Below are 22445 nucleotides of genomic sequence, written 5' to 3' on the forward strand. Positions count from 1 at the left end.
CCGAGTTGTGGCTCCTGTTTGACAGTCTACACCGCCCACATGGGGGCGACAATCCGTCCCTATAACAAGTGCGGTTAATTGCGGCATTTTAGGCTTTAACGGGCTGCGCTTCGTGCTCCAACAAGCTTTGTAAACCTGCTGACTTATTATCGATCTCTTGCCACTCTTGTTCCGCATCAGAACCGGCCACGATCCCCGCCCCGGCATACAGGTGAATCTGCTGCCCATCGACTCGTGCTGAACGCAGGGCCACACTGAATTCAGTGTGTTTAAGCGACAGATAACCGGCAGAACCCGCATACCAGCCACGGGAAAATGGCTCATGTTTGGCAATAAACTGCCGCGCTGCCTCACGGGGTAACCCCGCCACCGCCGCAGTCGGCTGCAGGCGTTGCAGGCAGTCAGTATCACTGGCCCGGCTGAGTTGCGCGCAGATACGGCGGCGCAAATGCTGTACTTTGCGCAACCGGATAATTTCTGGCGGCATCACATCCACGGCGGTCACCCCACCTTGCAAGCGCTGGCAAATATCGTCTACCACCAATAAATTTTCGCGCTGATTCTTTTCATCATGCATCAACCAATCTGCCAATACCGCAGCCTGTGGGTCGCTATCAATATTGGAGACGGTTCCCGCCAATGCCTCGGTTTCTAAATGTAACTGCTGGCGTAGATAGAGCCGTTCGGGGCTGGAACCCAGAAAGGCCTGCCGATCATCAAAACGTAACATAAAGTGATAACAACGATGATTGACCTGTCGGCTGGCGGCCATAAACGCAGCGCACGAAAGAGGTTTATTCAGCGTCAACGCCGTGGTCCGTGCCAATACCACTTTGTCTAGCTTTTGCTGCTCAATATCATTTAGCGCTTGTTGTATCAGATTGCGCCATTGCGGATATTCCGGTGTATGGCTAGCGTGCTGAATACGCGCATTCAACACAGGTAGAGCGCGGGCTGCCATCAATTGGTCAATAAACTCGATGGCCCGTAAGGCATCTTTTTGTAGGGAGGTATCGCTGCTCAAATTAAGAGTAAGAGAGGTTTGCTCACCCCGGCGTAATATTTCAATACGCGGTAAAAAAAGAAAGCTGGCTTGAGGGTTTTGCCCACAGACCAAGCCATTATTTGTTGGTTGCCCGAATGCCATCACCGGTTCAAATGCATTGAGGCCCCAAATACGCAGCCCATTGGCATCAGGGTTTTGCTGAATAAAGTCATCGGCGTCTTTCACATCGGCAAATGAGCGGGTTTGCCCGCAGACGGCAGCTTCTTCATGGTTGTCACGGTGACGCCAATAAAATTGAGGAAAGTGAGCCTGAGCCGTTAACCACTCTAGCAATTGGCGGCCCACCGAGCCGGGAGCTGGCAAAATAAGTTGTTGAATACCCGCCTGCTCCGGGAAACTGGCACATAATTTCTGTCGCAATTCACCCAACAAACCAGAAAGTTGTTTCACGACCACCTCGGTAAATCAACAGAAAGAGTGGGATTATACGGGGCGATAATAATAAGAAAAGTCGGATTGAAAAGTTATTGTTACTTATCACACTAATGTTTGATATTGATGATTTCGTATACTAAAAAAGAGTTATCGAGGTTAATGACAACGCGATTTATAGCGCCGAGAGTGAAAGCTTGACCGCACCTGGCTACCGACTTACCAACTATTTGCCTTGCCAGCTATCTACCTTGCCAACTATCTACCTTACCAACTATCTGGCAAGCGGCATTCCCGCCGCAACGCAAATGGTTTGCCCGGCGTCAATACTCATTTTATCTTTCAATACTCATCTTATCTGGAGTTGCAGGCAGTAAACGAACCACAAATTAGCCAGGAACCGTATTTAGGTTAGTCTATAAGGTGAGCCCCAAGAAGCGCGCTGACACCCGTGATCCGGCCCAAGAGAAACGCTGACACTGCTGCAACTCCAATGAGGTTGATTATATTAAGCAGGTATGACATTCCATTGCTGTGTTTCATCCAATGTGGCGACTAATGAATATATATTACCCGAGTATTTCAGCTCATTACTGTTCGTCACCGTTTGTGCCAACACCTGCCCCATCTGGACCCCCTGACCCGCAGCAATAAAATAGAGGGGTTCAGGCGTATAGAGTTGAGTTGTATTGGCTAATACTTGCTGGGCAAAGGTGCCCTGCCCGGACATGCCAATCCCCGTCGAATAAACATTATTTGGCATGCTACCGCCTTCAATAATCGTCAATTTACCCGCTTGCCCTGCGGTTGATAGATTACTAAAAGTTGGTGTGTTATCAGCAGTATCAAACGTCACCTGATTATGACTGGTGGGATCAGCATCCAAAATAGCACCCGCTTCAAAAAGAACCCCGTCAGTGAGATGCCCGGTTCTCCCCCATACAAATGAGTAGTTAATTGACCATTTAAAAGTAAAGAAACTATTAGGTGCAACTTTAAATGGCGAGGCTTGCCAAGCCAAAGAAAAGACATCCGAGGGTTGATTTGGCATTTTTTGATATAAAAAAACAGTCCAGGCAGAGGATGAGTGATTAACAAATTTAACTTGATAGGGGGTGCCAGCAGATGCCGATAGATCCAAAGTATTACTCATGATAAGTTCCTTATGACATTTATGTTAAGTATATTATTCACGCTTACGATATTCACCCATTTTAAATAAAGGTGACATAGAGAGCCAAGCCATTTCTCAGCCTAAAAACCCAATAGAAAAATAACTTAACTCATTAACAAATAACATTAAACCGACACAGTATAAACTTTATTAAAGACATTAATTTAATGGGTAATTAATTAACCACCACACCAATACCATGCAAATAAAATCACACTTCGTCGCTTTAATAGGATAGAGCAAAATATTTAATTAGAATAATTCTTGCATTGATAAATAAAATAAAAAAATATAGCGAGTTGATGTTAATCATTATTTAATCTGTTACATCGAGTCGAATATCAACATTTAAAAAAATAAATAAATAATATTATGATATATGAAATTAATGGGTTTTGTAAAAATGAATAATAAATGATGAGTAAGGTGGGTATTTATTATCAACGTGGTTATTATATTTACGATAAAATTGGCCCACTTAAGGGCCAGTAACCACAACGTAAGCAAACGCAAAAACGGTTTAGCGGCGAGCCACTAATAACCCAATAATCAGTCCAAAAGTCGCACCGATACCCACGCTGCACCACGGGTACTGACGAACATAGTCATCAGTACAGCAGGCAATGGCTTTTATCTGCTTGATATTACATCCACCAGGGTCACTCAAGCGGCTTTGGACCTCCTTTAATGCTTTCTCCGCACGCCCTTTAATTTCCTGATAGCTTTCATCAGCCAAAGTACCGGAATAGCGCAGCACCTCTTCCAGTGTATCGGTCAACATAGCCAGATCATCCTCTAACGAGGTTTGTGGTTCATTATCTCGGTTCATGTGCATTCTCCATGAGTGAAAAAGGTATCTTATACCCAAAATAATTCGAGTTATAGGAAGGCAGCAAGGGAGATAATCCCGATGAAATACAACACGCCCCCTCCTCTGCACCAGAAAGCTGTTTACGTAACGCTCCAAACAACTCGCGACCACATCCCACATGGAAAGCAGAAAAGTAGCCATAATCCCCAGTCTGGTAGAAGAAGTTCAGCGCCACCAGCTTCATCAAACCTTTATTGAGAAATACCGCTTTTAACGGCGCATTGGTTACAGGTTTATTGAGCATTCGTTCCGCTCTTTCCCGTGACAGCTCATGACCAGATAGTCACGCTCTCTCACTGACAACCATTGCAGTTAGAATTATTTAAAGAAAGCATTTTACGGCGGTTACCCCCCTGGAGGGGGGCACACCCGTATTTTTCGAGGGTAGAAGCATCCATTTTACTGCTCAATGATATGCTAAAAAATGTTGTCCATACCGCTATTACCTAAAAATCATGTAAAATCATGCCGATAAATTCAGCACTTTGGGGAATACGGGATAAGACGTTGATGAATGAAGACATCATTTTGTGCCAGCCACTGCCCCTGACAAAGAGCCTGCTCAGAGTCATATCCCAACGGCCTCTGAGCCAAAACACCCATTAAAGGGGATCAATCAATTCTGCATCCCCCGCATTTAAGGAATAGGTCATGTTGTTACATCTGAAAGGAAGCCACCGATTCATTAGCCTGATGCTCTGTTCATTATTACTCGCAGGCTGTGGGCATCCGCGGGTGCCAGAGAAACCCCTGAGTCAACCAGGGCAAGAAGAGCCAGTACGTGGCGTCTGGCTAACCACCGTGCTCAGACTTGACTGGCCTTCACTTTCATCAGTTAGCGCTAGCTCAGACCCGCTCAGAATCAGCACGCAAAAGAAAGAACTGACAGATACGTTAGATGACTTGGTGAAAACCGGCGTCAATACCCTTTTCTTTCAAGTAAAGCCTGACGGGAGCGCACTTTATCATTCAGCCATTCTTCCCTGGTCGGATGTTTTGACCGGTGTAACAGGTAAGGATCCCGGTTATGACCCTCTGGCATTTGCGGTATCTGAAGCACACAAAAGAGGGCTTAAGATACACGCGTGGCTGAACCCCTACCGTGTCTCAATGGATACCCGGCCGGAAACCATTGCATCACTTGAGAGCACGCTCTCTTCTTCGCCAGCCAGTGTCTACGCCCTGCATAAAGATTGGATACGCACAGCCAATGGCCGGTTTGTTCTCGATCCGGGGTTGCCCGAGGTACGTCACTGGATCACCAATATTGTTGCCGAACTGGTCAAAAATTATGACATCGACGGCGTACAGTTTGATGATTATTTCTATTATGAAACTCCGTCATCCCGACTTGATGATGATGCCACATACCAGAAATATGGGCAGCCCTTCAGCGATAAGGCCAATTGGCGCAGGAACAATACGCTGTTGCTCATAAAACAGGTCTCCTCAACCGTCAGGTCCCTTAAACCGAATATTGAGTTTGGTGTCAGCCCGGCGGGAGTCTGGCGAAATCAGGCAGATGATCCTCAAGGGTCTGATACACAGGCAGGTATCCCTTCTTACGATACCGCATATGCCGATACCCGTTTATGGGTGCAGGACGGTTTACTGGATTATATCGCGCCGCAACTTTACTGGTCTCATAGCCAAAAAAAGGTCAAATATGACACGCTGGCAAAATGGTGGGCAGATACCGTCAGGCATACCCACACCAAATTGTATATCGGCGTCGCGTTATACAAGGTCGGCCAACCCTCCCAGTCCGAACCTGACTGGGCCATGGACGGCGGAGTGCCTGAGCTAAAGAGACAACTGGATCTCAATGACTCGCTGCCGGAAATCAGCGGAACGATTCTGTTCAGGGAAGCGTTTCTCCGTCAGCCCCAGACGGAGGAGGCGGTGAAATATTTGAAGTCCAGGTGGCGTAACTGAAGTCATAAAACGCAGCTATAGGCGGAGTCATTTTTAACCCAAAATTTGGCTCCCAAAATGAATCGGCATGTAAAAACGATATTGATTAAAACCCAGTGTCGTTATATTACAGATCCGTTCCCAAGGAAGAGGTACGCACTGATAACTCGATTTAATGAAAAGCATGTTACCGGTTAAAAAGACAATAACAGCCGTACGGCTTAATCTTAAATTAATTTATTATCAATATGTTAATCTTAAACACTGCCAAGAAGTGACGAAACGTCCCGCAATATGCGATGTTTACCCACCAGCAAGTCGATGTTGCTCACGTATCCGGTAACAGCCTGTTGTAACATTATTTATAGTGATCCATATCACAGTTTAATCAGCCAGAAAACGGTCTGATAAGCACATGTTTTCAGTAAGCCCAATTTGATGGTTGCCGTGTTAACAGAATAGACGTGTTTATAAAATCTTAATATTGGGAGGTTAAGAGTAAGCCATATTATTGCCTTACTAAGTCTTATGCCTTGGCTTATTAACAATGATTAAACCGCATTCATATTTAATATGATGATATTTTTATATCTCCAATATATTATCGCTATCGGGAAATCACCATGAAGAATCTATTTTCGTTGGAAAATCGCAAAGTATTAATTACTGGCTCCGCACAGGGCATTGGATTTTTACTGGCAAAAGGGCTAGCTGATTTGGCGCAGAGATCATTATTAACGACATCACCACCGAGCGTGCTGAAAAAGCCGTGGCTGAATTACGTGCCAGCGGCTTTATCGCCCATGCTACAGCATTTAACGTGGAGCCATGATGAAGTCAATGAGGCGATCGAGCAAATAGAAAACCATATTGGTGCTATCGATGTGTTAATTAATAATGCCGGTATCCAACGTCGCCATGCCTTTACCGAATTCCCAGAAAAAGATTGGGATGATGTGATTGCGGTTAATCAAAAATCAGTATTTTTAGTTTCACAAGCCGTTGCCCGTTATATGGTTAAACGCCAACGTGGAAAAATTATTAATATTTGCTCAATGCAAAGTGAATTAGGCCGCGATACGATCACCCCGTATGCAGCCTCTAAAGGGGCAGTTAAAATGCTGACTCGCGGGATGTGTGTCGAACTGGCTCGCTACAATATTCAGGTCAACGGTATTGCACCGGGTTATTTCAAAACGGATATGACAAAAGCACTGGTCGATGATAAAGCCTTTACCGATTGGTTGTGTAAACGCACACCCGCCGCCCGTTGGGGAGATCCAGAGGAGCTAATTGGTGCGGCGGTTTATTTGTCATCCAAAGCCTCTAACTTTGTTAATGGTCATTTGCTGTTTGTTGATGGTGGCATGTTGGTAGCCGTTTAATCTATGGTTCAGTCATGCTCCCCACATAATGGCTAGCAGAGGAAAGTTATGTCTGGTAAATGCATTATTGTCATGGGCGTCTCTGGCACCGGAAAATCCTGTGTCGGTCAGGCGCTAGCATTGGCCCTTGACGCTAAATTTATTGATGGCGACGATCTACATCTTGAACGATGAGAATAGACAGAAGAGTCAGGCGGCCGCGAAGGGTTTACGGCGCCTTTATTATCTGTTTTTACTCTCTATCTGTTTTTACTCTCTGCCTGTTCTCTCCATCTCGGGCACTTTGTAATAACCTCCGCCTTGCCGTCAGCTACAGCCCGCGATTCTTCATTAACACGACCTAAGTCACCGATCATACTGTTCGGGGCAGATATATACCATGACGCCGATGTTCTATTGCTGTTGGGATATGGCCGCTGCGCGTAAGTTGTTCCGTAAACTCAACTTCAGCTAAAGAAGGTATTTTCAGCGCATACTTTTCACGGGCAAATTCATAATAATCTTTACAGCACTGTAGAATATCATCCGCAGAGATATTTTCATTGATCTCCCGTAACTGTTTCTCGACTCGCCGATAAAGCTTACTCTTGCGGATATCGGAGGTTTTATCCAAAAAAAATAAGCGGATGAATTTATTATTATTTAAATTATCAGCGAGATAATGTTTATGGTTATGGGAAGCAGGAATATCTTTTGCAATTAGAGTTCGGGCCAACGCATTTAAATGCAAAAGATGATAATGCTTTTCATAATTAACACCCATAATAATAGGGTCAATGATAATTTTAGAGATAAGTCGATAGGCGGCAGTCTCAGAATCCTGATAATTAATACTCTGCGGCACCTCTTTCATAATTTTTTTTATTACGTCTACACTAGGTAATTTTTCTTTCTCACTATAGAATTTATAACATGAATAAACGATCCCATTCATAGCATCTTTTAATACATCTTGTTCATTGCCGCTATAGTCATGAAATATATTTCTTTCGTTAAATTCCTGAAATAAAACTTGCGTTATAGGGTCTGAACCATAGCGTTGCTTTGCTCCCTGTATTTTATCTTTAGTCAACCCTACTAAATACGAAACCATTGAGATAATATCTTCATATGCCTTTTTGTTCTTTTTTTTAGTAAAACTATCGGTTGTACTGGGTTGCGATATTATTGCTTCATCTACTGTTTTCAGTATCTCTCTGATAGCAAATTCACAAAGCGATTCTCTACGGTAGTCATCAAGCCTATATTCTGGTTTGATGTTTCCACGTGACGCGGGTTGATGTGTATTTGTCCACGCCTGTTCTACAATCAGCAAACTCAACGCGACACTAGTGTATGATTTTTCCAAAAAGTAATAAAAATAATCCAGATTTTTATATATTTCATTGCGGACTCTCATTTCAGTAGTCAATTTTTTACATTTACCGGTATCAAGACAAAAATAAAATTCCAATTCATCGATCTGTCGATCGATATAAACTCTATCCACCATTGGTGGATGTAAAACAGTCGGATTAGAATTTATAGGTAAAACCCACATGACGATGATCCCTAAATCAGATAAAGCGAGAGGCTGAACAGTCAATTAAATATTCTAACTACCCAGCCTACTGACAGATATCCATGGTTAGCCCTAGTCTGTCTTAAACCACCTTTATTCTGTGGTTAGCCACACACAGCCTGAACCCAGATAAAAAAATAAAACCCCCTGTAAGCCGAAACTCACAGGGGGTAGGGTCTATCTCGACATTATTGGCATGTGTCGGTTTAAATCACATCAATGGCTGAGCCATCTGCACCAGTGTTATCAACGGTTGCGGGTAGATACCCAACACCAGTACCAAAATCGCGGAGATCAGTACCACCACGCCACCGGCAGTCAATGCCCAGTTGCTTGGGGTATCACGTACTAATTTCTCCGGCGGGCTGAGGAACAGACTGACGGTAACGCGCAGATAATAGTACAAGCCGATGGCACTGCCTAACACCACCGCGCCAGTCAACCACCACAAGTTGGCACTGACACCCATTGCCACCACAAAGAATTTACCGATAAAGCCCAGTGTCATTGGAATACCGGCCAGTGACAACATCATCACCGTCATCACCGCAGACAGAATAGGCTTATGCCAGAACAAGCCACGGTAAGAGAACAGGGATTCAGCATCTGGGCCTTTGTACGGGCTGGACATCAGGCTAACGACGCCAAATGCCCCCAGGCTACTAAACAGATACCCCGCCAGATACACCCCGATGGTTTCCAGCGGTAATGCTAGCTCGTGTGTCTGTACTGCGACCAATGCAATCAGCAAATAGCCAAGGTGGGCAATAGAGGAGTAACCCAACAGGCGCTTGATGTTGGTCTGGCTGATCGCCATCAGGTTGCCAAATAGGATCGAGGCCACCGCAATAATCGACAGAACCAAACGCACGGCTTCGCTGTCCGCCGCCGGTGCGTACATGAACAAGCGCATCACTACGGCAAAGATAGCAATCTTGCTGGCGGTCGCCAGGAATGTGGAGACTGGCGCAGGTGCGCCCTGATACACATCGGGTGTCCACAGTTGGAACGGTACTAACGACAGTTTAAAGCCGAGGCCAACAATCATCATGCCCAGACCCGCCAGAATCAGCGGTTGGTGTACCATCGAGTCACTTAGGCTCTGGCCCAACCCTACGAAGGACAGGCTACCGGACTCAGCATACAACAGCGCCATACCGAACAGCAGGAATGACGATGCCGCCGCAGACAACAGCATGTATTTGATACTGGCTTCCAGTGAACGCTTCTGACGATAGGCATAACCAATCAGACCAAACAGCGGCAGAGTAAGCAGTTCAATACCCAAGAACAGCGATGCCAGATGATTGGCACTGGCGAGCAGAATACCGCCCAGAGCCGCAATCAACACCAGCAGGTAGAACTCTTCGCGGTTATCCGGATAGCCGACTAGCCAAGGGTAAGCAAACGTGCTGGTCGCTAAGCTGGCGACAATCACCAGCCCGGTGTAGAACATCGAATAGCCGTCAACCCGCATCAACGGAGTGACATCCATCGGCCCGACCTGTCCAACAAAGTAAAGTGACAGCAGCGCCAGATTAAGCCCAATGACAGTCAGTGTGGCATTAATAAAGTGATCGCGTCGCCACGCAATGGACAGCATCACAACCACCACCGTCAATCCGACGATCAACAGTGGTAGCATTGCGATCAGTTGTTGAGGAGTTATTGTCATGGCGAATTATGGCCTTGTAATAGATGGAACTGGAATAGATGCAGCTGAGAACCACTGTTGCACATTACTCATTGCCGCATGGGACGTGTCGAGGATCGGCTGCGGGTAAACCCCCAGCAACACGAGCAATACCACCAGCAGTAAGACAATGGACAGTTCCCGTGCGGTCATACCCGGTAAAGCTTCCTCCGATTTTGGCGTACCGTAATAAGCACGCTGCATCATAATAAGCGAGTAAACCGACGCAAATACCAAGCCAAAGGTCGCTATCACCGTAATCACCGGTACCACCTGGAAGCTACCGAATAGGATCATGAATTCGCCGACGAAGTTACCGGTCCCCGGCATCCCCAGTGTCGCTACAGCGAAGAACAGGGATAGCGCAGGTAGGTATTTTATCCGCCCCCACAAACCGCCCATCTGGCGCATATCACGCGTATGCAAACGTTCGTACAACTGACCACAGATAATGAACATCCCCGCGGCTGACAAGCCGTGAGCAATCATCTGAATTACCGCACCCTGATAAGCCAGTTGGCTGCCGGTATAAATAGCAATCAACACGAAGCCCATGTGCGACACGCTGGTGTAAGCAATAAGACGTTTGATATCCGTCTGGCAAAACGCCATCCATGCACCGTAGAAGATGCCGACAACCCCTAACCACATGGCGATAGGGGCAAACTCATGAGATGCATTTGGGAACAGAGGCAGGCTGAAACGCAGCAAACCATAAGCCGCGGTCTTCAGCAAAATCCCCGCCAAGTCAACAGAACCGGCAGTAGGTGCCTGGCTGTGTGCATCCGGCAACCAGCCATGTAATGGCACCACTGGCATTTTTACCGCAAAAGCGATAAAGAAGCCCAGCATCAGCAGATATTCCACATTCCGCGACATCGGGGTTTTCAACAGATCTTCGTAGTTGAACGTCCAAATACCGGTGGCATTGAAGTGCACAAACACCAACCCCAGAATGGCAATCAGCATAATCAAGCCGCTGGCCTGCGTATAAATAAAGAACTTGGTAGCCGCAGTGATCCGGGTTTTACCGTCTGAGGCTTTATGGCCCCACAAGGCGATCAGGAAGTACATTGGTACCAACATCATTTCCCAGAAGAAGAAGAACAGGAACATGTCGATAGCCAAGAACACACCGATCACCCCACCCAGAATCCATAACAGATTCAGGTGGAAGAAACCCTGATAGCGCTGAATTTCACGCCATGAACAGAGGATCGCCAGTACACCGAGTAGGCCGGTCAGCACCACCATCAGCAAGGACAAACCGTCCAACGCTAAATGGAATCTAATGCCGAAACGTGGGATCCACGGCACATTATAATATGTCTGCCACTGCGGAATACCCGCCGGGTTCATCAGTGAATAGTTGCCCTGCCCCCACAGATACAGGGAAAGCACCAATGTCAGCCCCATCGCGATTAACGCAATCCAACGCGGTACTTTGGTACCGAAGCGTTCAAGCTGCCAGCACAGCAGACCGCCGATAAAGGGGATAAGAATTAGCCAAGGTAATAGCATGGCGTTTTGTGTCCCTAATTAATGAGCCTATTCAGGCATCTATACGAAAAGCAACAGAGCCAGCACAATCACTGCACCCAAACCTATAGAGGCGGCGTACCAACGTACCTGCCCATTCTCACTGACGGTCAGACCGCGATTACTCCAGCGCGAAAGCACCGCCGGTGTATTCATCAGTGAATTCAGCGGATCGCGCTGCAACAGTTTTGCAATCCACAGATACGGGCGGACAAACAGGTTATGGTACAACCAGTCAAAGCCCCACGCATGGAACCACCAGACCGTAAAGAAGCGGCCCGGCGCACTTTGCGCAATGCTGTTAACCAGTTGGCGTTTGCCCAGATACAAGAACGCGGCCAGTGCAATACCGATCACCACCAAGACACCGGAGAAAATTTCCAGCGGCATTTTTCCCTCTTCACCAAAGTGAAGCTCTGGCAACACACCCGCCAGTGGTGGAGTTATCAACGCGCCGACGAAGGTCGACAGCACCAGTAACACGATTAACGGCAGGCTATGGGTGATCCCTTTAACCGGATGTGCTTTAGTTTTTGGCTCACCATGGAACACAATGAAAATCATCCGGAAAGTATACAGCGCGGTGAGGAATGCCCCGACCAGCCCTGCCACCATCAGATTGATATGGCCACTGGCCAATGCGCCCCACAGAATTTCGTCTTTGCTATAGAAGCCTGCAGTAACGATTGGCAAGGCTGCCAATGCTGCACCGCCCACCAGGAAGCAGATATACACCAATGGAATAGTCTTACGCAGACCGCCCATTTTGAAGATATTTTGCTCGTGGTGGCAGGCCAGAATAACTGAGCCTGAGGAAAGGAACAGTAACGCTTTAAAGAATGCATGGGTCATCAAATGGAAGATTGCTGCATCCCACGCCTGTACGCCCAGTGCCAGAAACATGTAGCCAATCTGGCTCATGGTGGAGTACGCCAACACCCGTTTGATATCGGTTTGCACCAGTGCGGCGAAGCCCGCCAACACCAGTGTGACCGCACCGATAATCCCCACTAAATGCAGAACTTCAGGTGCCATCAGGAACAGGCCATGAGTACGGGCAATCAGATAGACGCCGGCGGTAACCATGGTCGCCGCATGGATCAGCGCGGAAACTGGCGTCGGGCCGGCCATCGCATCAGCTAACCAGGTTTGTAGCGGCAACTGTGCTGATTTACCGACCGCACCACCCAGTAGCATTAGCGTCGCCCAGGTAATGGCGGTCGACCCCATCTCCAGTTTCTGCGGAGCCAAGATCATTAGCTCACGGATATTCAGCGTGCCCAACTCTTGGTAAAGAATGAACAGCGCAAAAGCCAGGAATACGTCACCCACACGGGTCACAATAAAGGCTTTCATTGCCGCAGCACCGTTGGCGGAATGCTTGTAGTAGAAGCCGATCAGCAGGTAACTGCACAGCCCTACGCCTTCCCAGCCGAGATACATCAGCAACAGGTTATCCGCCAGAACCAGAACCACCATACTAGCGATAAACAGATTGGTGTAGGCGAAGAAGCGAGAGTAGCCCTCTTCCCCACGCATATACCACGAGGCATACATGTGGATCAGGAAGCCCACCCCGGTCACCACCGACAACATGGTCAGCGACAAACCGTCCAATGTCAGGGTCAACGGAATGTTAAAGGTGCCGACAGACATCCAGTTCCATAACGTCTGATTAAATACCTGTACGCCAGTGGCTTTTTGACTGAGGAAATCCACCGCCACATACAACGTCACCAGCGCGGTCAACCCGGTAGAACCCACCCCAACGGTGGCGGCGGTATTTTCAGACCAGCGCCCACGGGAGAATGCCAACAGCAAGAAACCCAGCAGTGGCAGCAGAATTGTTAAATATAATAGGTTCATCCGCGCATCTCACTGACTGTATCAATATCCAGAGTATGGCGGCGACGATACAACTGAAGCAGCAGTGCCAGACCAATACTGGCCTCGGCTGCCGCCAGCGTGATCGCCAGGATATACATCACCTGACCGTCTGCCTGCCCCCAGTAACTGCCCGCCACGACAAAAGCGAGTGCGGCTGCGTTGATCATCACTTCAAGGCTTATCAGCATAAACAGTAAATTGCGACGGATCAGCAACCCCGTCAGCCCCAGCACAAACAGAATGGCCGCCAGAATCAAGCCATGTTGTAGAGGGATCATGCTTGTTCCTCCGTTTTTCTTTTCGCTGAATCGCTCGCACCCATCACTTCACCCGGTTTATGCTCACGACCAATATGGAATGCCACTACCATGCCCGCCAGCAGTAACATTGACGCCAGTTCGACCGCTAACACATAAGGGCCGAACAAACTGATCCCGACGGCTTTGGCATCAACCATTTCACCGCTGATACCCTGATCAGAGACAGAACTGATGGCATAAATCAGTACTGATAACAGAACCAGAGCGAGTAAACTGGGGCCTATCCACAGACTGGGTTTCAGCCAGGCACGCTCTTGTTGCTCGACTTTGCCAAGGTTCAGCATCATCACGACAAACACGAACAGCACCATAATGGCCCCCGCGTAAACAATGATTTCCAGCGCACCGGCAAAATAAGCCCCCAGCGAGAAGAACACCGCCGAAATAGCCAACAAAGAGATAATCAGGTACAGCAACGCATGTACCGGGTTGGTGTGAGTGATAACGCGAATTGTCGCCACCACGGCCACCAATGCTGCAATATAAAATGCAAATTCCATGGAAAGCGGCTCCTAGGGCATTAGACCTTTAACGTCGATCGGTTTGGCTTCATTTTCGGCTTCGCCTTTCTGCTTACCATCAATCGCCATACCGGCCATCCGGTAAAAGTTATATTCCGGATATTTACCCGGACCCGAGATCAACAGATCTTCTTTCTCATACACCAGATCTTGCCGCTTAAACTCACCCATTTCGAAATCCGGCGTTAGCTGAATAGCGGTTGTTGGGCAAGCTTCTTCACACAGACCACAGAAAATGCAGCGGGAGAAGTTGATACGGAAGAATTCCGGATACCAGCGACCATCTTTCTGTTCTGCTTTCTGTAATGAGATACAGCCAACCGGACAGGCAACAGCACACAGGTTACAGGCGACACAACGCTCTTCGCCGTCCGGATCACGCGTCAGCACGATACGGCCACGGTAGCGCGGCGGCAGGTAAACCGGTTCTTCCGGATACATTAAGGTTTCACGCTTGTGGAAGGCATGAAGGCCAATCATCCACAGGCTGCGCACTTGGGTGCCGAAACCAACCACTAACTCTTTCAACGTCATGGTTTATTCACCCCTTATTGAGCGTTGTACAAAATGACCGCGGCAGTCGCCAGCAGATTCAGCAGGGTCAACGGCAGGCACACTTTCCAGCCGAATGACATCACTTGGTCATAACGTGGGCGCGGCAAAGATGCACGGATTAGAATGAACATCACCATGAAGAAAGCCGTTTTCAGCGCAAACCAGATAAATGGCGGCAGGAACGGGCCTTGCCAGCCACCGAAGAACAAGGTGACGATCAACGCAGAGACAGTCACGATACCGATGTATTCACCTACGAAGAACAAACCGAATTTCATACCGGAATATTCAATGTGGTAACCATCGGCCAACTCTTGTTCAGCTTCTGGCTGGTCAAAGGGATGACGGTGACAAACTGCAACACCCGCGATAGCAAAGGTCAAGAAACCAAAGAATTGCGGGATCACATTCCAGACGTGCTCCTGAGAGTTAACAATATCCTGCATGTTAAATGAGCCAGCCTGTGCTACCACGCCCATCAAGGATAAGCCGAGGAACACTTCATAGCTCAGGGTCTGTGCCGATGCACGCATCGCCCCTAACAGAGAATATTTGTTATTACTGGCCCAACCGGCGAACAACACGGCATATACCGCCAGGCCCGCCATCATCAGGAAGAACAAAATACCGATATTGAGGTCCGCTACCGCCCACGTCGGGCTGACCGGGACAATAGCGAAAGACAGCAGCAGTGAGGTAAACGCAATCACCGGTGCCAGGGTAAAAATAGCCCGGTCAGAGAAGCGAGGAACCCAGTCTTCTTTGAAGAACATTTTGATCATGTCAGCAACCAGCTGCAATGACCCGCCCCAACCCACACGGTTTGGCCCGTAGCGGTTTTGGAACAGGCCCAGCAGACGGCGCTCACCAAAGCTCATAAATGCGCCACAGGTCACTACCACCAGCAAAATCACGACCGCTTTCAGGACAGAGATTAAAATCTCAATCAATTCAGGCGTAAACCAGCTCATTGTACTGCCTCCCGCAGATCCTCAACACGTGTACCCACCAGAATCGGTGGAATACCCGGTAAGCCAAGCGGCAAGCCGACCTGACCCTGAGCTAAGGTGTCGCTCAAGCGCACTGGCAGACGCAGAGTCTGACCCGCACAGTTGAACTCGACCAACGTACCGAGGTTAACCCCGAGCGCCGCAGCATCTGCCGGGTTGACCATCACATAAGGTGTTGGCATCCGTTGCTGGATCACATCTGAACGCTGTGACATCTCTTCGCTACCAAACAAATGGTAATAAGGCGCAATCTGCCAATTGCCCACCGTAGCGGTAAAGGCAGCCGGTATGGAATCGAAGTAATCCAACGTTCCCTCCCCTGCTTCAATCAGCCGTACACCCGGATCACCAAAGCGCAAGCTCCCCCCTACTTCTGCCTGGAATTTGTTCCATGCCTGTGGTGAGTTCCAGCCAGGTGCCCAAGCGAATGGGATCTGCTGACGATCAGCCATTGGGCTGTTATTCCCTTCCATTGAGAAGGAGAATGGCGTGTCGATGTCCTGTGGTTGACGCGGTTCATGCACACTGATATCCGCGCGCATCGCGGTACGGCCACTGTAGCGGTGTGGTGAGCGTGCCAGCCGCTGACCACGGATACGGAATGTCGCATCCGGTGCGGCTTCAACGATACCTTGCAACTGTGGCAATGCCTCTACACAGGCTGCAATCACATGATCCAGTTGCGTCCAGCCCACATGGCGGCTGGTATACGTTGAGTGTAGCGAGTGCAACCAACGCCAGCTTTCCAGCATGATACTGCGGCTTTCTGGTTTTTTTGGATCATCGTAATAGGTGGGGTCATAAACCTGGAAGAAACGCTGAGCGCGGCCTTCCTGATTGACCAGCGTACCGTCGCTTTCAGCAAAACTGGCGGCCGATAGGATCAAGTTGGCTTTATCCATGATCGCCGTGCGTTGGTGATCCACCACAATCAGGTTAGTAACGTTATCCAACGCCGCATCGACTTTATCTTTCGCTGCATGGCGATACAGATCGTTTTCCATCACGATGGCACTGTCTGCCTCACCGCGGGTTAACAACTCCAGCGCCTGATCCAGTGAACCGCCGCCAATCATCGATAATCCGATGCTGTTGGCCGCACTGGCCACAAAGGTGATACCGACATCAGAACCGCGGTTTTTCAGGGCTTTCGCCACGTTCGCCGCCGCCTCAATGATGGCATCGCTGCCCGCACTGCTGCCAGTAATAATCAGTGGCTTCTTCGCCCCTGCCAAGGCCTGTACGATAATATCAACTTTGCCTTTCAGGCTACGATCAAGGTCATCGACCGCAGGTGCGGACTCATCCAGCGCATGCGCAATGGCGAAACCTAAACGAGCTTGGTCATCAACTGGCGCACGGTAGTTCCAGGCTGCAATATCATCCATCCGAGTGTTATCAACGTTAGTGATAAACAGTGGATGTTTGGCATGCTGACCAATGTTCATGATCGCGGCAATCTGCCAGTCAGCCACTTTCTGTGCAGCGGCCATCTCGCGGGCTTTGCCTTTCACCGCCTGACGAACAGAGAGGGCAATACGTGCACCGGTCTGCGTGAGGTCTTCACCCAAGATCAACACCGCATCGTAGCTTTCAATTTCACGCAGCGCTGGCGTGTAGATACCGCCTTCGCGCAATACTTTCAACATCAGTTGCAGGCGTTGTTGTTCACCGGCGCCGATGCCGGTATAGAAGTTTTCCGCACCAACCAGTTCACGCAACGCAAAGTTGCTTTCCAAACTGGCGCGTGGAGAGCCAATACCAATGGTTTTTTTCGCCTGACGGAGAATATCTGCCGCACCTTGCATCGCCTGATCGGCATTCAGGTGGATCCAGTCGCTGCCACGCAATTGCTGTGGCTGACGTGGACGGTCTTTCAGGTTGACATAACCATAACCAAAACGGCCACGATCACACATAAAGTAGTGGTTCACCGAGCCGTTATAGCGGTTTTCGATACGACGCAATTCACCATAGCGTTCGCCTGGGCTGGTGTTGCAGCCGACGCTGCACTGCTGGCAGATGCTCGGGGCGAACTGCATATCCCATTTGCGGTTATAACGCTCAGAATGAGTTTTGTCGGTAAATACACCAGTCGGACACACTTCAACCAGGTTACCGGAGAACTCGCTTTCCAGCGTACCGCTTTCCGTACGCCCAAAGTAGACGTTGTCATGGGCACCGTAAACACCTAAATCAGTGCCGTCGGCGTAATCTTTGTAGTAACGCACACAGCGATAGCAGGCAATACAGCGGTTCATTTCATGGGAGATGAACGGGCCGAGATCCTGATTCTGGTGAGTCCGTTTAGTGAAGCGATAACGACGGAAGCTGTGGCCGGTCATCACTGTCATATCTTGCAGATGACAATTCCCCCCTTCTTCACAGACCGGGCAATCGTGTGGGTGGTTAGTCATTAACCATTCAACCACACTCTCACGGAACGCTTTGGCTTCACTGTCATCAATGGAAATAAAGGTTCCATCGGTGGCCGGTGTCATACAGGACATAACCAAACGCCCACGGGTATCATCCGCGTTTTGGTATTGCTTTACCGCGCATTGACGGCAAGCGCCGACGCTTCCCAGCGCCGGATGCCAGCAAAAGTAAGGAATATCGAGCCCAAGGGAGAGACAAGCTTGTAACAGGTTGTCGGCCCCATTTACGTCGTATTCTTTGCCGTCTACATGAATCGTAGCCATATCAGCATGCTTCCAAATGACCCACCTTACGGCAGGCGTTAATCAAAAATTCTGACCTCTACGGTAAAACCGTAAGGGTATCTATGCTACCAGCGCGCTTTTAATAGATTAGGTTGAATACCAGCTATGGCTCGGGTGTTGCCGCTAGTCATTCCAGATTCATAGGCCTTAGTTGCGATCCCGGCTTCGAATTCGTCCCGGAAATATTTAATCGCACTTTGTAGGGGTTCAACCGCACCTGGCGCATGAGCACAGAAGGTTTTACCCGGCCCTAAGAAGCGGCACAGTTGCTCTAGCGTTTCGATATCACCCGGCTGGCCTTCACCACGTTCTATTGCACGTAAGATTTTCACACTCCATGGCAAACCATCGCGGCACGGTGTACACCAGCCACAGGATTCACGGGAGAAGAACTCTTCCAGGTTGCGCACCAAGGACACCATGCCGATCTCGTGATCTACCGCCATCGCCAACGCGGTGCCTAAACGGCTACCAGCTTTAGCAATATTCTCAAAATCCATCGGTAAATCCAGATGGTCAGCGGTCAGGAAATCGGTACCCGCCCCGCCCGGCTGCCAGGCTTTAAATTTCAGGCCATCACGCATACCGCCAGCGTAATCTTCCAGAATCTCACGGGCGCTGATCCCAAACGGCAATTCCCACAGCCCCGGATTTTTCACCCGGCCAGAGAAGCCCATCAGTTTGGTTCCGGCATCGTTACTCTTACCGGCGGTGATCCCCTGATACCACTCAACGCCATGTTCGATAATGGCCGGTACGTTACACAGGGTTTCAACGTTATTCACGCAAGTCGGTTTGCCCCAGACGCCGGAAGAGGCGGGGAACGGCGGCTTAGAACGCGGGTTAGCACGGCGGCCTTCCAGTGAGTTAATCAACGCCGTTTCTTCACCACAGATATAACGACCCGCACCGGTATGGACAATCAGTTCGAAATCAAAACCACTGCCCATGATGTTCTTGCCCAGCAAACCGGCTTCGGTGGCTTCAGCAATCGCCCGACGCAAATGCACTGCCGCTTCAATATATTCGCCACGCAGGAAGATATAGCCACGGTAGGCTTTCAGCGCGAAGGCACTGATCAGCATCCCCTCCACCAGTAGATGAGGCAATTGCTCCATCAGCAGACGGTCTTTATAGGTGCCTGGCTCCATCTCATCAGCGTTACACAGCAGATAGCGGATGTTCATGCTTTCGTCTTTGGGCATCAGGCTCCACTTCAAACCGGTGGAGAAACCTGCGCCGCCACGCCCTTTCAGGCCAGCGTCTTTGACAACGTTAACAACATCAGTGGGCGCCATGCCTTTTAACGCTTTTTCTGCCCCGGCATAGCCGTTTTTGCTGCGATACTCATCCAACCACACGGGCTGTTTGTCATCGCGCAAACGCCAGGTCAGCGGGTGCATTTCTGGCGTCCGGATAATTTCCTTGGTCGTTCCTGAATTGATGGTCATGGATATTGCTCCAGTAACTTCTCGATCTCTTCAGGCTTTAGGTAGCTGTGGGTATCGTCGTCGATCATCATCGTCGGCCCACGGTCACAGTTACCCAGACAACAGGTTGGCAACAAGGTGAAACGGCCATCAAAGGTTGTTTGGCCTGGTTTGATACTGAGTTTTTTCTCCAGTGCCGCCTGAATCCCCTGATAACCGGTGATATGGCACACCACGCTGTCACAATAGCGGATCACATGACGCCCTACTGGCTGGCGGAAGATCTGGCTGTAGAAGGTGGCGACCCCCTCAACATCACTGGCCGGGATACCCAGCACATCAGCAATCGCATGGATCGCGCCATCCGGTACCCAGCCACGTTGCTTCTGCACAATTTTCAGTGCTTCAATCGACGCGGCGCGGGCATCTTCGTAATGGTGTTTCTCATGCTCAATAGCATCACGTTCTTCAGCACTCAATTCGAAGGCGTCTGACATGGCCACTGGTTCAGCCGCATTGACTGCCAGGTTCACCACATCAAGGCTTCCGTTATGAGCCTGAGTCTCTTTTTGATCACTCATAATTAGCGGTCCACATCAGACATTACAAAATCGATACTGCCCAGATAGACGATCAGGTCAGATACCAAACTGCCACGGATAACCGATGGGATCTGCTGCAAATGGGCATAGCTTGGGGTCCGTATCCGAGTACGGTAACTCATGGTGCTACCGTCACTGGTCAGGTAATAGCTGTTAATCCCTTTGGTTGCTTCAATCATCTGGAAAGATTCGTTCGCAGGCATCACCGGCCCCCATGACACTTGCAGGAAGTGGGTGATTAGCGTTTCGATATGTTGAAGCGTGCGCTCTTTAGGTGGCGGTGTTGTCAGTGGATGATCAGCCTTGAATGGCCCTTCTGGCATGTTTTTATAACATTGCTCCAGAATACGCAGGCTTTGACGTAACTCTTCCACTTTCAGCATCACGCGGTCATAGCAATCGCCGTTGTTGCCGACAGGAACTTCAAAATCAAAGTTCTCATAACCGGAATACGGACGCCATTTACGCACGTCAAACTCAACCCCGGTAGCACGCAAGCCAGCACCGGTGACGCCCCACTCTAACGCCTCTTTCGCATTATACGCGGCCACACCAACGGAGCGCCCTTTCAGGATGCTGTTCTGTAAAGCCGCTTTGACATAGGAATCCAGACGTTTTGGCATCCAGTCAAGGAAATCGCGTAGCAAACGATCCCAACCGCGTGGCAGGTCGTGTGCAACACCACCAATGCGGAACCAGGCCGGGTGCATACGGAACCCCGTAATCGCCTCGATCACGTCGTACACTCTCTGACGGTCGGTAAAGGCGAAGAACACTGGCGTCATGGCACCGACGTCTTGAATAAAGGTACTGATATACAGTAAGTGACTGTTGATACGGAATAATTCTGACAGCATGACACGAATGGTGTTCACGCGATCTGGCACCACGATGCCCGCCAGTTTTTCAACCGCCAACACGTAAGGCATCTCGTTTACACAACCGCCTAAGTATTCGATACGGTCGGTGTACGGAATGTAGCTGTGCCAAGACTGGCGCTCGCCCATCTTCTCCGCACCACGGTGGTGGTAACCCACATCCGGTACGCAGTCGACAATTTCTTCACCATCAAGCTGCAACACGATACGGAAAGCACCGTGTGAAGATGGGTGGTTTGGGCCGAGGTTAAGGAACATAAAGTCCTCGTTTTCAGTCCCGCGTTTCATGCCCCAATCTTCTGGCTTAAAGGTCAGGGATTCCATTTCCAGATCTTCTTTCTGCTTCGTCAACACATAGGGATCGAACTCGGTCGCCCGTGCGGGGTAATCTTTACGCAGCGGATGACCTTCCCAACTCTGTGGCATCATGATCCGCGTCAGATGCGGATGACCGTCAAAGGTAATACCGAACATCTCCCAAGTTTCTCGCTCATACCAGTTGGCATTGGGAAAAATCTTGGTTGCTGTGGACACATGTAAGTCTTTTTCAGACAGTGCCACTTTCAGCATAATGTCGCGGTTACGTTCAATGGAAAGCAGATGATAGAAAACAGAAAAGTCCGCATCAGGGAGGCCCTGGCGGTGGGTACGTAGACGCTCATCCACGCCATGCAGATCGAACAGCATGACATAAGGCTTTGGTTGTTTTCTCAGAAACGACATTACTTCCAGCAGTTGTTCACGCTTCACCCATACCACGGGCATACCGGTACGGGTCGCTTGCACAACAAAGGCCTCAGGCCCAAAACGGTTCGACAATTCACCAATCACCGGATCATCAAGATGATCACGGGTTTGCCATGCAGGCTGCAAGCTGTCGGACGTCGTCAAATCAGTCATTATTTATTCACCACACTGTTTTTTCACCACACTGAATGTGTCAT

17 protein-coding genes and 2 pseudogenes are annotated in these 22445 nt (G+C 49.2%); 3 read left to right on the plus strand and 16 right to left on the minus strand.

The features are described 5' to 3' along the window. Nucleotides 1-88: 88 nt before the first annotated feature. The 4 genes and pseudogenes from menF to AC971_RS24255 all read right to left on the minus strand — a co-directional run. Nucleotides 89-1456, minus strand: coding sequence for an isochorismate synthase MenF (gene menF, locus AC971_RS09455; RefSeq protein WP_025384294.1), 1368 nt, complete (start codon nt 1454-1456; stop codon nt 89-91). 490 nt (nt 1457-1946) lie between these two features. After that, the gene (locus tag AC971_RS09460; RefSeq protein WP_025384295.1) at nt 1947-2591 is read right to left on the minus strand and encodes a hypothetical protein; all 645 of its coding nucleotides are present in this window, start codon (nt 2589-2591) and stop codon (nt 1947-1949) included. Between the two features lie 541 nt (nt 2592-3132). Beyond that, nucleotides 3133-3441 (minus strand): DUF883 family protein, encoded by a 309-nt coding sequence (locus AC971_RS09465; RefSeq protein ID WP_025384296.1) that lies wholly within the window; start codon nt 3439-3441, stop codon nt 3133-3135. A gap of 175 nt (nt 3442-3616) precedes the next feature. After that, a pseudogene (locus AC971_RS24255) lies at nt 3617-3792 on the minus strand (MFS transporter); the annotation flags it as partial. A gap of 342 nt (nt 3793-4134) precedes the next feature. Here AC971_RS24255 and AC971_RS09475 point away from each other — a divergent pair. The 3 genes and pseudogenes from AC971_RS09475 to AC971_RS09485 all read left to right on the plus strand — a co-directional run. Next, the gene (locus AC971_RS09475) at nt 4135-5418 is read left to right on the plus strand and encodes a glycoside hydrolase family 10-like protein (protein WP_025384298.1); all 1284 of its coding nucleotides are present in this window, start codon (nt 4135-4137) and stop codon (nt 5416-5418) included. A gap of 602 nt (nt 5419-6020) precedes the next feature. Beyond that, nucleotides 6021-6782: a gluconate 5-dehydrogenase gene (gene idnO / locus AC971_RS09480; protein WP_071825528.1), complete on the plus strand. Its 762-nt coding sequence runs from the start codon at nt 6021-6023 to the stop codon at nt 6780-6782. 48 nt (nt 6783-6830) lie between these two features. Then, nucleotides 6831-6944, plus strand: a pseudogene (locus AC971_RS09485) (shikimate kinase); the annotation flags it as partial. Nucleotides 6945-7134: 190 nt separating this feature from the next. Here AC971_RS09485 and AC971_RS09490 read toward each other — a convergent pair. From AC971_RS09490 to nuoC, 12 genes are all read right to left on the minus strand, one after another. Then, entirely contained in the window at nt 7135-8322 is a 1188-nt protein-coding gene (locus AC971_RS09490; RefSeq protein WP_025384299.1) for a hypothetical protein, read from the minus strand. A 232-nt stretch (nt 8323-8554) separates the two neighbouring features. Then, a complete protein-coding gene (gene nuoN, locus AC971_RS09495; RefSeq protein WP_025384300.1) occupies nt 8555-10018 on the minus strand; it encodes an NADH-quinone oxidoreductase subunit NuoN in 1464 nt (487 codons plus the stop codon). Between the two features lie 6 nt (nt 10019-10024). Next, nucleotides 10025-11557 carry an NADH-quinone oxidoreductase subunit M gene (gene nuoM, locus AC971_RS09500; protein WP_025384301.1) on the minus strand — a complete coding sequence of 511 codons (1533 nt, stop codon included), beginning with the start codon at nt 11555-11557 and terminating at the stop codon, nt 10025-10027. Between the two features lie 39 nt (nt 11558-11596). Then, nucleotides 11597-13441: an NADH-quinone oxidoreductase subunit L gene (gene nuoL / locus AC971_RS09505; protein WP_025384302.1), complete on the minus strand. Its 1845-nt coding sequence runs from the start codon at nt 13439-13441 to the stop codon at nt 11597-11599. Next, nucleotides 13438-13740, minus strand: a complete 303-nt coding sequence (gene nuoK, locus AC971_RS09510) for an NADH-quinone oxidoreductase subunit NuoK (RefSeq protein WP_002210271.1) — start codon at nt 13738-13740, stop codon at nt 13438-13440. Before nuoK ends, nuoL begins: the two co-directional genes overlap by 4 nt. Continuing rightward, the gene (gene nuoJ, locus AC971_RS09515; RefSeq protein ID WP_025384303.1) at nt 13737-14282 is read right to left on the minus strand and encodes an NADH-quinone oxidoreductase subunit J; all 546 of its coding nucleotides are present in this window, start codon (nt 14280-14282) and stop codon (nt 13737-13739) included. The genes nuoK and nuoJ overlap by 4 nt, the downstream gene beginning before the upstream one ends. Before the next feature lie 12 nt (nt 14283-14294). Next, entirely contained in the window at nt 14295-14837 is a 543-nt protein-coding gene (gene nuoI, locus AC971_RS09520; RefSeq protein ID WP_002210273.1) for an NADH-quinone oxidoreductase subunit NuoI, read from the minus strand. A gap of 14 nt (nt 14838-14851) precedes the next feature. Further along, complete coding sequence (nuoH, locus tag AC971_RS09525) at nt 14852-15829, minus strand: NADH-quinone oxidoreductase subunit NuoH (protein WP_002210274.1); 978 nt, start codon at nt 15827-15829, stop codon at nt 14852-14854. Beyond that, nucleotides 15826-18570 carry an NADH-quinone oxidoreductase subunit NuoG gene (gene nuoG / locus AC971_RS09530; protein WP_025384304.1) on the minus strand — a complete coding sequence of 915 codons (2745 nt, stop codon included), beginning with the start codon at nt 18568-18570 and terminating at the stop codon, nt 15826-15828. Before nuoG ends, nuoH begins: the two co-directional genes overlap by 4 nt. An 86-nt stretch (nt 18571-18656) precedes the next feature. Next, nucleotides 18657-20042: an NADH-quinone oxidoreductase subunit NuoF gene (nuoF, locus tag AC971_RS09535; RefSeq protein ID WP_025384305.1), complete on the minus strand. Its 1386-nt coding sequence runs from the start codon at nt 20040-20042 to the stop codon at nt 18657-18659. Continuing rightward, nucleotides 20039-20518, minus strand: coding sequence for an NADH-quinone oxidoreductase subunit NuoE (nuoE, locus tag AC971_RS09540; protein WP_174407880.1), 480 nt, complete (start codon nt 20516-20518; stop codon nt 20039-20041). Before nuoE ends, nuoF begins: the two co-directional genes overlap by 4 nt. Nucleotides 20519-20604: 86 nt before the next feature. After that, nucleotides 20605-22401 carry an NADH-quinone oxidoreductase subunit C/D gene (gene nuoC, locus AC971_RS09545; protein WP_025384307.1) on the minus strand — a complete coding sequence of 599 codons (1797 nt, stop codon included), beginning with the start codon at nt 22399-22401 and terminating at the stop codon, nt 20605-20607. Nucleotides 22402-22445: the final 44 nt, after the last annotated feature.

The sequence above is a fragment of the Yersinia similis genome (assembly GCF_001053095.1).
GTDB lineage: Bacteria > Pseudomonadota > Gammaproteobacteria > Enterobacterales > Enterobacteriaceae > Yersinia > Yersinia similis.